Annotated in this window: 11 protein-coding genes; 9 read left to right on the top strand and 2 right to left on the bottom strand. The window is 45.1% G+C overall.

Going from position 1 to position 14,372, the window contains the following annotated elements:
- Positions 1-15: 15 nt before the first annotated feature.
- Together DOD25_RS00680 and DOD25_RS00690 are read right to left on the bottom strand one after the other, a co-directional pair.
- Positions 16-1,293 carry an acetyl-CoA C-acyltransferase gene (locus tag DOD25_RS00680; protein ID WP_064340379.1) on the bottom strand — a complete coding sequence of 426 codons (1,278 nt, stop codon included), beginning with the start codon at positions 1,291-1,293 and terminating at the stop codon, positions 16-18.
- A gap of 1,076 nt (positions 1,294-2,369) precedes the next feature.
- Positions 2,370-2,951 carry a xanthine phosphoribosyltransferase gene (locus DOD25_RS00690; protein WP_004110321.1) on the bottom strand — a complete coding sequence of 194 codons (582 nt, stop codon included), beginning with the start codon at positions 2,949-2,951 and terminating at the stop codon, positions 2,370-2,372.
- Between the two features lie 188 nt (positions 2,952-3,139).
- Between DOD25_RS00690 and DOD25_RS00695 the strand changes: the two genes are divergently transcribed.
- The 9 genes from DOD25_RS00695 to alaS all read left to right on the top strand — a co-directional run bounded on the left by DOD25_RS00695 (position 3,140) and on the right by alaS (position 14,322).
- The gene (locus DOD25_RS00695; RefSeq protein ID WP_112928514.1) at positions 3,140-6,067 is read left to right on the top strand and encodes an ATP-dependent helicase; all 2,928 of its coding nucleotides are present in this window, start codon (positions 3,140-3,142) and stop codon (positions 6,065-6,067) included.
- 142 nt (positions 6,068-6,209) lie between these two features.
- Positions 6,210-6,623 carry a DUF4418 family protein gene (locus tag DOD25_RS00700; protein WP_101885908.1) on the top strand — a complete coding sequence of 138 codons (414 nt, stop codon included), beginning with the start codon at positions 6,210-6,212 and terminating at the stop codon, positions 6,621-6,623.
- A gap of 38 nt (positions 6,624-6,661) precedes the next feature.
- The gene (locus DOD25_RS00705; protein ID WP_064340382.1) at positions 6,662-7,873 is read left to right on the top strand and encodes an FtsX-like permease family protein; all 1,212 of its coding nucleotides are present in this window, start codon (positions 6,662-6,664) and stop codon (positions 7,871-7,873) included.
- A gap of 2 nt (positions 7,874-7,875) precedes the next feature.
- The gene (locus DOD25_RS00710; protein ID WP_064340383.1) at positions 7,876-8,658 is read left to right on the top strand and encodes an ABC transporter ATP-binding protein; all 783 of its coding nucleotides are present in this window, start codon (positions 7,876-7,878) and stop codon (positions 8,656-8,658) included.
- A 435-nt stretch (positions 8,659-9,093) separates the two neighbouring features.
- Entirely contained in the window at positions 9,094-9,720 is a 627-nt protein-coding gene (gene rpsD, locus DOD25_RS00715) for a 30S ribosomal protein S4 (protein WP_004105277.1), read from the top strand.
- Positions 9,721-9,912: 192 nt separating this feature from the next.
- Entirely contained in the window at positions 9,913-10,587 is a 675-nt protein-coding gene (locus DOD25_RS00720) for a histidine phosphatase family protein (protein WP_064340384.1), read from the top strand.
- 147 nt (positions 10,588-10,734) lie between these two features.
- On the top strand, positions 10,735-11,181 hold the full coding sequence (locus DOD25_RS00725) for a DUF948 domain-containing protein (RefSeq protein WP_004105272.1): 447 nt from the start codon (positions 10,735-10,737) through the stop codon (positions 11,179-11,181).
- Positions 11,181-11,426, top strand: a complete 246-nt coding sequence (locus tag DOD25_RS00730; protein WP_004105270.1) for a hypothetical protein — start codon at positions 11,181-11,183, stop codon at positions 11,424-11,426. Before DOD25_RS00725 ends, DOD25_RS00730 begins: the two co-directional genes overlap by 1 nt.
- Positions 11,427-11,637: 211 nt before the next feature.
- Positions 11,638-14,322, top strand: coding sequence for an alanine--tRNA ligase (gene alaS / locus DOD25_RS00735; RefSeq protein ID WP_064340385.1), 2,685 nt, complete (start codon positions 11,638-11,640; stop codon positions 14,320-14,322).
- Positions 14,323-14,372: the final 50 nt, after the last annotated feature.

Raw genomic sequence — 14,372 nt, forward strand, 5'->3', positions numbered from 1 at the left:
TCTGACTTTATTGTTTTACATTTTGGCTTGATTGTTTCGCATTCTAATTTGCATAGAAACGCCGATTCCGCCGCCGACGCACAGCGCAGCAACTCCATTTAACTTATTGCTATCTCGCAAAGCGTATATAAGCGTCGTCAAAATCCTAGCTCCGCTAGCGCCCAGCGGATGACCGAGTGCAATTGCTCCACCGCGTACGTTTAGTTTTGACTCGTCAATATGAAGTTGCTCCGAAACGGCAATGCTTTGCGCTGCAAACGCTTCGTTTATTTCGAATAAGTCAATGTTGTCAACGCTGCTACCGGTCGCATTTAGCATGCGTTCCATCACATGTTTTGGAGCATATCCCATTAAATCTGGGTCGATTCCGCCTTCTGCGAATCCCACAATTTGCGCAAGATATTCAATTCCGTGCGCTTGCGCGTAATCTTTGCTCATAAGCACTAGAGCTGCAGCTCCGTCGTTAATTCCGCTTGCGTTTCCGGCAGTTACAGTCGATTCGTGCTTGCAAACTTCGTGCTTGCAAACTTCGTTCTCGCTAATTTCGTTCTTGCCAACTTCGCAAGTCGCGCCCGAAGTTTCTTCCGATGCTTTAAAAAGCGTGCGCAATTTCGACAACTGCTCTAAAGACGTATCTTCGCGAGGATGCTCGTCTTGAGTTATAACAGTTCCGTTTGCAAGCGTTACTGGCACAATTTCAGAAGCAAAATCGCCTCGTTTAATAGCGGCAACAGCTTTTTGGTGAGATTTAAGTGCAAAAATATCTTGTGCTTCGCGAGTGATACCAAATTTTGCTGCAACATTTTCTGCAGTAACGCCCATTGCGTCGCCAGTAAAAGCGTCGTTTAAGCCGTCTCGTTGCAAACCGTCAATAAGCGCAAAATTCCCGTATTTGTGTCCGCTAAATCGCGAATTAGTTGCGTAAAACGGTACGTTGCTCATGCTTTCAGTGCCGCCTGCAACAACAACTTGCGCATCTCCCATAACGATTGCGGATTGTGCTAAACGCACTGCTTTTAAACCGGATCCGCATACTTCGTTAATTGTCATTGCGCAGCTAGAAGTATCTAAGCCTGCTTTTAACGCAATTTGGCGAGCAACGTTTTGTCCGCTGCCTGCTTGTAATACGTTTCCAAAAATAGCTTGATCCACGTCGTGTGAGCTAATTCCAGCGCGTTCTATTGCTGCTTTTGCTGCGATTGTTCCTAAATCAACTGAGGAAAGCGAAGATAAGCTGCCGCCGAATTTGCCAATAGGCGTACGTACAGCGCTTGCAATCACCACATCAGTCATATGTTTAGCCACCTAATCAATTGTTTGTTGCAATACGTGTTGAAGTATACCAACCGGACTACTTTATCGTATTTTTCGACAAAATTACCATTTGCGAAAAATTTTTCTCGTTTCCTTCACAATTAAACGTGCTTCAGTGAGTTCGCTCACCCGAATCCGACATAAACTTTACAGCGGTGTGAAGTTTCGGTCGGCTACGCGCCTGAAAGCGGCATAAATTTTACAGCGTTGTAAAGTAACGGTCGTTTGCTCGCCAAATAGCGGCAGAAACTTTACAGTCGTGTAAAGTAATGGTCGGCTACGCGCCTGAATCTGGCATAAACTTTGCGCTCGTGTAAATTAAGGGTCGTATTTTCCCAAACCTCCTGAAGCTTTGCGCCAGTGCTTCTGCGAAAAGTGGTTTTGTAGCTTTGCGCCTGTGCTCTGCAGACGTTGCGTCTGTAGCTTTGCAGTAATGCTTTGCTAACAGCGATTATTTGTTGCTTAGTGAACTTTAACAGTATTGCTCTGCAGACGTTGAGTATTTATTGCTTAAAGAACACTAGCTTTGCGCTGCTGCACACACTACACCAGGCACTCCTACCACACCACAAAACACTAGCGGTTTTACTAGTAGTGAAGGGTGGGTGTTGCTTGGTCGGAACAAATATTCGTGCGGTGAGATTTGAGATTTTTCGCACTGAGCGCGGCGAACGTCAGAGCCGCAGGCTGCTGATTCGCCAAGGGAAGAAGAAAAATCGAAAAATCTCTGCGATAAAACGAGGTTATTAATGGTTAGCACGCAGAGTTTGGGGGATTTCTCTACGAGCGCTAAAAGAGGACTGATGGAGCAACATTCTTTAAAGAAAGGCGAACACAATAAACGCCTTTAACAGTCAAGGCGACTGAAGGACGGGACGCGCGAGGAGAGAAATCCCCCAAACTCGCGCCACGGCAAGCAAGAGCGGAGCGCTGTCCTCACGGCTAATCGCCGTTCGGCTGAGCTTGCACGGAAAGTCCACTGGACTTTCCGTGCAAGCTCACGCTCCGAATTGCTTTCGCGTGCTACGTTCTAAGCGCGAAAGCAGGTCGGAGCGCTACTTACGGAACGAAATCGACCCATCAACAGGATCCATCGCGTCAACAATCGCCAGCGAATCCAAATCATATCCGGCTTCACGAAGCGCATCTCCACCACCTTGGAAGCCCTTTTCGATAGCGATTCCAATGCCTGCAACGCTAGCTCCAGCATGATTGCAAATGTCGATTAATCCTTGTAGAGCTTTGCCGTTCGCCAAAAAATCATCCAAAATAAGCACGCGATCTTCCGCACTTAAATACTTACGTGACACAATCACCGGAAACTCGCGCTGCTTTGTAAAAGAAAATACCGTAGATACGTATTGGTCGCCATCGAGATTAATTGACTGAGCTTTCTTTGCAAAAACCACAGGAACTCCACCAAAATGGCGTGCTGCAACACATGCGATTCCAATACCAGAAGCCTCAATCGTAAGAATCTTAGTAATATTTGCGTCGCGGAAATGCTCAGCCCAAGCGGCTCCCATATGATCAAATAAATTCACATCGCACTGGTGGTTCAAAAAAGCGTCTACTTTTAATACATTGCCTGGTTTTACGATACCATCTTGGAGAATGCGTTCTTCCAATTCTTGCACGATGCGCCCCTTCTTACGAACAATTACTTGCAGTACGCTCAAGCATACCCACGTTCGTGACACAATACGAGTAAAAACGACTGCAGCATGTGGTAAACCTGATTAGATACGTGCGCAATTAAAACGTGGGGGCGTTTTATTGCTGAAGCTAAAACGTAGGTAATTGGCAGCATCAATGGAGTACAAGTATGAGCGTAAGTATGGGCGCAAGTATGAATGCAAATATGAGTGCAAAAGATAGCGATTATGGATATGTAAGTGATTTGTTGGGGAATCCAGTTGATTCGTTCGATTCTGACAATCATTTTTACGAGAATGTTGCGGATGCGAATGATTATGCCAACTACAGTTACGACGAGTATGCTGACGCTTACGCTAAAGAGCCTGATTTTACGCAGCAAGAATATGCGTCTGATCAAGAATCAGTGCCTCCTCAAGAATCTCAAGAATATTCCCAAAATTCTGCACATTCTAGAGTTGCAGTTGACGCGCAAAAACTACTCGACGGCTTAAATCCGCAACAATCTCAAGCAGTCCAATACGACGGACCGGCACTGCTTATTGGAGCAGGAGCTGGAAGTGGCAAAACGCGAGTTCTTACGCGAAGAATAGCTTGGATATTAAGCCAAAAAGGTGCCTGGTCAAGCCAAATTCTTGCTATCACTTTTACAAACAAAGCAGCTGCCGAAATGCGTGAACGTTTAAGCAATCTTATTGGCAGCGAAGCAAATACTATGTGGGTTTCGACGTTCCATTCTGCATGTGTGAAAATACTTCGCAGATCAGGACAGTATATTGGCTTAAAATCAGGCTTTTCTATTTACGATACTTCCGATTGCGAGCGATTAGTAAAAATTATTGCAACAGAGCTTAACGTTGATATTAAGCGTTTTACGCCACGCAGCATTTTGGGCAAGATTTCGGATTGCAAAAATAGTTTAATCACTTGGCGTGAGCAACTAGACATGTATGCTAACGATTACAAGCCGGGTGTTGCAGGTCAACAAATTGCGCACGCTGGCAATTCTGAAGCCGTTTACGCAACTATTTATGCGGAATATCAGCATCGTTTATCTCAAGCAAATGCGGTTGATTTTGACGATTTAATTATGCGAACTGTGCAACTCATGCGCGAAGTACCAGAAGCTGCGCAATATTACCGTCATAAGTTCCGCTATATTCTCGTAGACGAGTACCAGGATACGAATCACGCTCAATACGAGCTTATTCGCGAGCTTGCAGGAGTGGATGTAAAACAAAATAGTGCGTATGTAAAGCAAAATAACGCAAATGCATCTCAGCAAAATAGCACTCCTGCATCAATCACAGTTGTAGGCGACTCCGACCAGTCGATTTACGCTTTTCGCGGAGCAGATATTCGCAATATTCAAGACTTTGAAAAAGATTTTCCAAACGCTACAACTATTATGCTTGAGCAAAATTATCGCTCTACGCAAACTATTTTGGATGCTGCAAACGCAGTTATTTCGCATAATCAAGGACGAAAGCCTAAAAAATTGTGGACGGCATTAGGTAAGGGTGCTCCAATTACTGGTTATGCAGCAGACAGTGCTCAACAGGAAGCAGCTTGGGTTGCGCAAGAAATAGCGCGATTAGCAGGTGAGGAGGGTGTTGCTTATTCGGATATGGCGATTATGTATCGCGCTAATGCACAGTCTCGTTCGCTGGAAGATGCGCTCGTTAAAGCAGGTCTTCCGTATCAACTTGTTGGCGGCACGAAGTTTTACGAGCGTCGCGAAGTAAAAGATGCGCTCGCATACTTGCAATCTATGGCAAACCCAGATGACGATGTGAATATGCGCCGAATTTTGAATGTGCCTAAGCGTGGGCTTGGAGCGCGTGCGGAGGCTTTGCTAACGCTTTACGCTCAAACACAAGGAGTTAGCTTCTGGCAAGCTTTGGAACATTTGGAGTCAATCGAAGGCATGCCAACTCGCACCGCAACCAAGCTTAAAGAGTTCCGCGAGCTTATGCACAATTTAATTACTTGTATGCAAAACGATGACTCGAAACCTTCTAAAGTTATTGACAGCATACTGAACGACAGTGGTTTGCTGGAGGATTTGCAACGTTCTGAAGATCCTCAAGATGCCGCTCGCGTGGATAATTTGTCGCAATTGCAGTCGGTTGCAGCTGAGTATGAGCAGAATACGCCGGATGCTAGTGTTGCTGGATTCCTTGAAACGACGGCGCTTGTGGCTGATTCGGATCAATTGCCGGATGAAAATGAGGACACTGGTAAAGTTACGTTGATGACGCTTCACACAGCTAAGGGCTTGGAGTATCCGGTTGTGTTCCTAACTGGCATGGAGCAGGGAACTTTTCCGCATTCTCGCGCTTTGGAAGACGATGGCGAGCTTTGCGAGGAGCGTCGTCTTGCTTATGTTGGTATTACTCGAGCTAAGCAGCGTTTGTATGTTACTCGTGCTGCTGTTCGTGCGCAATGGGGGCAGGCTCAAGATATGCTTCCAAGCCAGTTTTTGGATGAGATTCCAGATAATTTGATTGATTGGAAGCGCAGAGAGTCTGATGTTGAGCGTTGGGGCGCTTCGTCTAGGCGCGGCGATGATTTCGATAGCGATTTTGATAGTGATTTCGGTGGCTGGGATGACGATTATAGCGATGCGTTTAGTGAAAAAACAACTTATGGTGGAAGCAGTTACGGTTCTGAAAAGTCGCATGGCTCTAAGTCTTACGGAAGAAATAAATCGTATGGCTCTAAGTCTTACGGCTCTTCTTACGGAAAGTCTTATAGCAAGTCTTACGGATCTTCTTATGGCTCGTCTTATGGCTCGTCTTATTCTAAATCGAATTGGTCTAAGTCAAGTGCAGTAAAAACGCGCAAAGTTACTGCAAAAACTGCGACTTCAACAAGCGCAACAAAAGTTGGTTCAACTTCTGCAGTTATGAATAAAGACAATCATCTAAATATTCAAGACTTCCAAGTTGGCGACAAAATTACTCACGATACTTACGGCTTAGGAACCGTGTTAGCAACGCAAGATAAGGGCAGAAACTCAATTATTACAGTCGATTTCGGCTCCGATGGAGTAAAGCGACTAATGCTTAGAGTTGCACCAATCGAAAAATTGTAAAATCTTTTATTTATGCACTTTAATGTAAGATAAATTTTTAACAAGGACGTGGCGTTTGCTGGTGTGAGCGCTGAGAAGCGTGTTGCATTAACGAAAATGTGACACTAAAAAATAAAAACATACATTTCATGAGGTATAAATTATGAAAAACAAATTATTCGCATCAATTCCTGCAATTATTTTCGGCCTGCTTATTGCCGTTGCACCATTGACGTTTGCAAAGCCATGCTCAACCGGAGGCATGCACAAAATGCATATGATGATGCAACCTATGGCATGCTACTACACAGGTCGTGCAGCTATTGGAATTGGTTTAGTTATTGCAGTACTTGGAATTATTGCGCTATTTGTTAAAGAAAATGTTCGCATTGGTTTAAATATTGCTGTAGTTGTGAACGCTTTGCTTATGCTCGCTGTTACAACATTCCTTATTGGCGTGTGCAAGAGCCCAATGATGCACTGTGCATCGGTTATGCGTCCAACACTGATTGTTCTGTCTGTGCTCGCATTAGTGTTCGCAGCTGTTTCCGTGTATTTGGATAATAAAGAAAATTAATAGTTCAAATAGTTCGAAAAGCTTAACAAAGCAAAATTATGCGCACTATTACGCTAAAGCGATTGCCGCTGGAAAATCTTAAACGCAAGCCATTGCGCACGGCTGCACTTATTGTTGTATCTGCGTGCTTGTCTGCAATATTTTTCGGCGGCTCGCTGATTTCTATGAATCTTGAACGCGGCTTGAACAGTATGCGAGAACGCATGGGAGCCGATATTATGGTTATCCCTCAAGGTACGCATACTAAAGCAGAAGCGCTGCTTACAAACAGTGGTTCAAGCACTTTTTATTTCACTAACAATATTGAGAATTTAGTAAGACGCTCTCCGGGTGTGCAAAAGGCGAGTGCACAAACGTATATTTCTTCGCTTTCTGCAGGATGTTGCGCTGAAAAATTACAAATTATTGGTTTTGATCCCGATTCTGATTTTGTTATAGGTCCTTGGATTTATTCTCAACATAAGCAGAAGTTGCAAAAAGGCGAGATGATTGCTGGCGCAAATGTAATCGTGTCTTACATGAATACTGTTCGTCTTTTTGGACACCAATGGCCTGTAGCTGCGCAGCTTGCAAAAACCGGCACAAGCATTGATAATTCAGTGTTTGTGCGACGCGAAAGTGTGCCGCAAGTAGTTGAGTATTCGACGAAAGTAGGGCATACCGCTATTCCAAAGGAATATGCCAAAAAAGCAGTTTCTGCAGTTCTTGTAAAAGTACAAAAAGGTTACAGCGCGAAAGAAGTTGCAAAAAATATCCGCAAAACAACTGGTCTTTCAAGCATTGGCATAGTTTTTCCGGGCGGAATTACAGCAACTACGCAAGCTAATCTTGGTGTTTTTACTCGCACGTTGACTTTTATAATTGCTGCGTGCTGGCTAGTTGGATTGCTAGTTTTAGTTGCAGTGTTTTCAACATCTGTAAACGAGCGTAAAAAAGAGTTTGCTTCTCTTCGCATACTTGGCACAACAAGAAATATGCTTTTAGGTGTTGTAGTTAGAGAATCTACGATACTTGGCTTAGTTGGTGGCGTATTGGGTGTTGCGTCTGCAAGTCTTATATTGTTCCCTTACAGTTCTCTTATTTCTGAACAATTGCAGCTTCCGTATTTGGAAGTGACTGCTCTACCAGTAGCAGTGCTTATGTTAGCGTCTGTGCTACTTGCGCTTGTTGCAGTTGTTGTAGCTTCAGCGCTTACTACATTGCGTATTGCTATGCGCGAAACGTATTTGACACTTAGGTCAGGTGAGTAAGTATGGAAGATAAGAGTCAAAAACTGCCAAGTAATGAGTTTGATAGTTTACCTGTTGTTGAACTTACTCGTGTAACTCGCGAATTTATGCGCAGAAAGCACAAATTTTTTGCAGTAAATAACGTGAGTTTTGCGCTAAATAGCGGCGATTTTGTGGCAATCGTTGGAAAGTCAGGTAACGGAAAATCTACTTTACTAAATTTGATTGCTGGGTTATTGAAGCCAACGCATGGAAGTGTAAAAGTTTGCGGCGAAGAGATTTCTGAACGCACTTTTAGTGATGTCAAGATGTCTCGTTTGCGCGCATGTGATATAGGTTTTGTGACGCAATCGCAGACGCTTTTGCAAAATCTTACTGTGCATGACAACATACTTTTACCTGTGCAAATTGCAGCTAATGCTTGTGAAGTAAGTAAGTCTGCTGAAAGTAAGTCTGCTGAAAGTAAGTCTGAAGTAAGCGAAGATTCAAACGAGACTCGCGCGTTAGAACTTTGCAAGCAATTGCATATTGAAGATTTACTGTGGTGCTACCCAAGTGAGCTTTCGGGTGGTGAAATGCGTCGCGTAATGATTGTGCGCGCGCTGATAAACAATCCGAAGCTTCTTATTCTTGACGAGCCTACTGGCGATTTGGATTTAGAGCATACTCGCATAGTGGTGAAAATGTTGCGCGAGGCTGCAAAAAATGGTGTGGCAGTGCTCATGGTAACTCACGATGTTGAGGCTGCTCGCTGTGCGGATCGCACATACACAATGGATTGCGGATTGACTTGCCGGAGCGCTTGAAGCGTAGCGCGCGAAGGCACTTCAATCCGGAAACTCGCTAAAGTTGGAAGTCCAGTGGACTTCCAACGCGAGTTTCGCAAGCGAGCGCGTTACTCGCGCGAGCGTTTTGGCTGGTTTGTGGAACATTTGCCGGGGAACTTACAACGTGAGTTTCGCGCTCAGTACGAAAATATCAACAATTATTCTTACGGGTGTGTAGAATCAGAAACGATGCCTATTTTGTGTAAGCATCATCTGGAGCCTTAGCCCATCAGTGGGTCGGCGCGCGGTAGTTATGGCGTTATTTCAACGTTTTAATACTTGCACGTTCGTGTGTTAGCACGAAGAAGCACTGGAGAGGCCGGCTCAGCGTGAGTAATTTTTAGGCGATTTTGCAATCGACTAAAAACTTGGTTCACGTTCCGTTCAGATAACGACAGAATTAAAGGATTAGTTATGACTAATATTCAGCGTTCTCGCCGTCAGGTGCGTCTTTCTCGCGCCCTCGGCATCGCTTTGACCCCAAAGGCTCAGCGTATCTTCGAGAAGCGTCCATATGCTCCAGGTGAGCACGGTCGCACTCGTCGTCGCACCGAGTCCGATTACGCAGTACGTCTTCGCGAGAAGCAGCGTCTTCGCGCTCAGTACGGTATCTCCGAGAAGCAGCTTCGTGCTGCTTACGAGAAGGGTACGCACACTGCAGGCCAGACCGGTGACGCAATGCTCACCGATTTGGAAACTCGTCTTGATGCTTTGGTTTTGCGCGCAGGCTTTGCTCGCACCACCGCCCAGGCTCGTCAGTTTGTTGTACATCGTCATATTTTGGTTGATGGCAATCTTGTTGATCGCCCATCTTACCGTGTGAAGCCAGGTCAGACCATTCAGGTTCGTGCCAAGAGCCAGACCATGGTTCCATTCCAGATGGCTGCAGAAGGCGTTCATCGCGACGTTTTGCCAGCAGTTCCTGGTTACCTCGATGTGAATCTTGCCTCTTTGAAGGCTACTTTGACTCGTAAGCCGGAAGTCGATCAGATTCCAGTTGAAGTCAACATTCAGTACGTCGTCGAATACTACGCTCGTTAATTCGCCGATTTAATTCTTAAGGACATACCGCTTGACCCCTGTTGCGCGTTCGCGTGGCAGGGGTCAATGCGTTTTTGTCGATTTCATCGGTTGGTTTGGTGTTTTCGACAGTTTCGTTGCGAATTTTGTTTATTTCACCAAATGGTTTGGTGTTTTCGACAGTTATGTACCGCTTAGTGCAATAATGGAGCTATGTTGCTGCATCTTTATTTAGTGCGTCACGGACAGACGCTATTTAATCGCTATAATCGACTGCAAGGCTGGTCAAATTCTCCGCTTACTGAAAAAGGTTTGAAAGATGCGGACACGGCTGCAAAAAAGCTAGAAAATATTGCTTTTGCTGCAGCTTACTGTTCGGATACTACTCGCGCGCAAATCACAGCACAACGTATTCTCGATGCAAATGAAGCTGCCGGTAACGTGCGCCCGACGCTTATAAGCGATATGCATTTTCGCGAGCAATGCTACGGCTATTTTGAAGGTCAAGATATGCAAATGGCTTGGTGGGCTGCAGGAGCGCCTCACGGAGCGCACACTTATAACGAAATCGTTGAAAAATTTGGGCTTGCAGCCACGCGTGACATGCTTAAAGAAGCGGATCCTTTTCACGATGCCGAATCAGATATCGAATATTGGACTCGCGTAGAAGAAGGTTTTGCGTTAATTGCTTCAAATTCTTTGCTTAACGATGGAGATAATATTTTGCAAATTTCGCATGGCAACACTCTGCTAAGTCTTATGCACCGTTTTGCGCCTGCAGGCTACGATTTAAGCGAACGTCCTCAAAACGGAAGCGTAACCAGACTTGATTTTGACACTACCAAACCTATTGATAATGCCATTACTATTCGAGGCTATAACGAGTAGATTCTACTGTTTAACTTTGTTATATGCGTCTTTACCGTTCGTTAATCTTAAGTCATTGCGAAGGGTTTTAATACGTAGTTTGATTTGCTGTTGTATGGCTTTTGATACTGCGAAATCTTAGGCAAAATGGTATAGAAAGAGGTTACGATGAGCGTTGGAGACATAGCTGCTCTTATTGCTGCGATTGCGTTTGCCGTGCTTTCTGGCTTTTTGATTTATCCGTTAATCAGATTAGGCAGATTGTTTGATCAGATTGCGAAAACAATTAAAGAGTCGGGTGAGCATGCGATGCCGGCAATCGATGAGTCTGTTACAACTATTAAGCAAGTTAATAAGACTCTTGACGACGTAAACGCTGTTTCAGGAGCTACTCGCACAACCGTTACAAATATTAGTGCTCTAACAGATTTGTATGGTGCTTTCCTTGGAAAACCGCTCGTAAAAATTGCAGCTGCCGGTTACGCTCTAAAAGATACTGTTTCTTCTTTCTTCAATAAGCCGACTGTGCCAACAGACAAGAATAGTGCCAATCGTAACGCTTCAAAAGAATCCTCTGACAAGAATGCAACTAATAATGCAAGCAGGGGGGAGTAATGTTCAAGCGTTTATTTTGGATGTTTGTTGGCATTGTAATTGGTGTTCTTACAGTTACGAAGGCTCGTGCATATGTTAAAGCAAAAATGCCGTCTTCTGCTAGTCGTTTTATATTTGATGAGGAACCGAAAAATATCACATTGCGCACAGTAATGGGATTGTTTAAAGATTTCAATACTAGCCGTAAAGAGCATGAAGCTGAGCTTAATTCTCGTTATGCTAATCGTAGAAATAGGGAATTTTAAATAAAAAACGAGTTTTTCATAATTTCGTTACTTTGCTAAGTTTAGTTAAGTTAAGTTAAGTATTGAAGTACTATATTGAATGTTTGCATGATTGCGTCGTGCGTCATGCGGCACGATTTCGTGTGAGCGTTGCATGTGGCTTTTGTTTATGACAGTTATTTGTGACGGTTTGCGTGGGTCTTGCTAAAAATTACACAAGGAGTTCGTACGTATGCGCACAGCAGAAATTGCAAAGCGTTATCTTGACTATTTTGCTAAGAATGGTCATATGGTTGTTCCTTCGGCTTCTCTTATTTCGCCGAACCCAACTACGTTATTTACTATCGCAGGCATGGTGCCGTTTATTCCTTACTTGCTCGGAGAGCAGACGCCTCCTTCGCGTCGTATGGCTTCGAATCAGAAGTGCGTTCGCACTCTAGATATTGACGAAGTTGGTAAGACTACTCGTCACGGCACCTTCTTCCAGATGGTTGGTAACTTCTCGTTTGGCGATTATTTTAAGGAAGAAGCTATTCACTACGCTTGGGAGCTTTTAACTAGTCCTCAAGATAAGGGCGGCTACGGTTTTGACCCTGAAAAGCTTTGGGTTACTACTTATACTGACGACGATGAAGCCCGCGCAATTTGGAAGAACGAAGGCTTCGACCCAGAGCATATGCAAGTTTTCGGTATGGAAGATAACTTCTGGACTACCGGCGGTCCTGGTCCTGGCGGCCCATGCTCCGAAATCTACGTGGATCGCGGTCCTAAGTATGGTCGCGACGGAGGCCCAGCTGCTGACGAATCTCGCTTTATTGAGATTTGGGATTTGGTTTTCGAAAATTACCAGGTAGATAACGTCAAATCTAAGACTGATTTGCATATTGCTGGCGAACTCGATCAAAAGAATATTGATACTGGCGCTGGTTTGGAGCGTTTGGCTTACCTTATGCAAGGTAAGGAAAATATTTACGAAACTGACGAAGTTTACCCAGTTATTGAAGCTGCAGAAAAGCTTAGCGGCGTAAAGTACGGCGATAATAATGATGCTGACGTGCGTTTCCGCGTTGTAGCAGATCACGTGCGTTCCGCTTTGATGATTATGAGTGATGGCGTGCGCCCAAGTAATGTTGGCCGCGGCTATGTGCTTCGTCGTCTTCTTCGCAGAACTGTTCGCGCAATGCGTATGCTTGGTGTGCAAGATCCAGTTTTACCAACCTTGTTCCCAGTTTCTAAGTCTGCTATGGAGCCAAGCTATCCAGAGCTTAACGATACTTTCCACGAGGTTAGCGAAGCGGCTTACGGTGAAGAGGACGCTTTCCGTCGCACTCTTGAAAAGGGCACAACTATTCTCGACTTGGCTGTTGAAAAAGCTAAGAAAGAGCACAAGGATGACCCTATGGTTGGCGGCTCTGACGCGTTTACTTTGCACGATACTTACGGCTTCCCAATTGAGCTTACTCTTGAGATGGCAGCCGAGCAGGGTGTTAAGGTCGACGAAGCTAAGTTCCGCGATCTTATGAGCGAGCAGAAAGGTCGCGCTCGCGCTGACGCTTTGAAGAAGCGTCACAATGTGGACGTTAGCGTTTACGACGATATTAAGAAGTCGCTCGAAAAGCCAATCGACTTCCTCGGTTACACCGACTTCTCAAGTCGTTCAAACGTTTTGGCAATTGTTGAAGCAGGCAAGGGTTCTGTTAAAAGCGTCACAGCTCCTGCAAACGTTGAGATTATTCTCGATCGCACGCCATTCTATGCTGAGCGCGGCGGTCAGATTGCAGATCAAGGTGAGATTATTTCCGACGACGGCGCAATTTTGGAAGTCGACGATGTTCAGCGTCCAATCAAGGATTTGATTGTTCACAGCTGCCGACTTACTGAAGGTACTTTGAGCGTTGGTTCTCCTGTAAACACGAATATTGATCAGGTTCGCAGGGCTGCGTTGGCGCGTTCTCACACCGCTACTCACACTCTTCACAAGGCTTTGCGCGAAGAGCTTGGTCCACAGGCTACTCAGCGTGGTTCTGTAGTTGATCCAGATCGTTTGCGTTTCGACTTCCAGTGGCCAAAGGCTGTCGATAAGGATGCGCTTTCTCGCGTTGAAGCTCGCGTAAATGAGCGTATTCGTGACGATTTGCAGGTAGTTCCTAAGGAAATGCCAATCGACGACGCTTTTAAGCTTGGAGCAATGCACTTGTTCGGCGAAAAGTACGGCGATGTTGTGCGCGTTGTTGAAATCGGCGACGGTTGGAGCCGTGAGCTTTGTGGCGGTACTCACGCTAAGAGCACTGGAAAGATTGGTATGGTAACTATTCTTTCCGAGTCTTCTATTGGCTCTGGTGTGCGCAGAATCGACGCTCTTTGCGGTGAAGCTGCGTACGAGTATGGCGCTCGTGAACACACTTTGGTTGCGCAATTAGCAGACATGGTTAACGCTCGTCCAGACGAGTTAGCTGAACGTTTGGAATCTTTGCTTAACAAGATGAAGGATTCTGATCGTAAGCTTGCATCTGTTTACGAAGCTCAATTAAATGAAGCTGTACCAACATTAGTTGATGAAGCAAAGAATAGTAACGAAAAAGTTAAGTTGGCTCTTAAGAATGTTGGCAACTTTGGCTCATTCGATGCTTTGCGTAAGACAGTTCTAGATATTCGCGCTCGTTTAGGTGAAGATGCTCCAGTGGTTGTTGCACTTGCTGGTGTTAATGAGGACGATCGTCCAATGATCGCAGTCGCTACAAACGAAGCTGCTCGCGGTCTTGGTGCTAAGGCTGGCGACTTGGTGCGTACTGCTTCCAAGGTGCTTGGTGGCGGCGGTGGCGGCAAGCCAGACTTCGCTCAGGGCGGTGGTACAGACGCTTCTAAGATTGATGAAGCTCTCGAAGCTGCGAAATCAGAAGTAGCTAAGCTCGCCTAGTGCGTGTCTTACAGCTTAAAAATTTACGAATCATACCAAAAGCAACACGA

The sequence above is a fragment of the Gardnerella leopoldii genome (genome assembly GCF_003293675.1).
In the GTDB taxonomy this organism is placed as follows: Bacteria; Actinomycetota; Actinomycetes; order Actinomycetales; family Bifidobacteriaceae; genus Bifidobacterium; species Bifidobacterium leopoldii.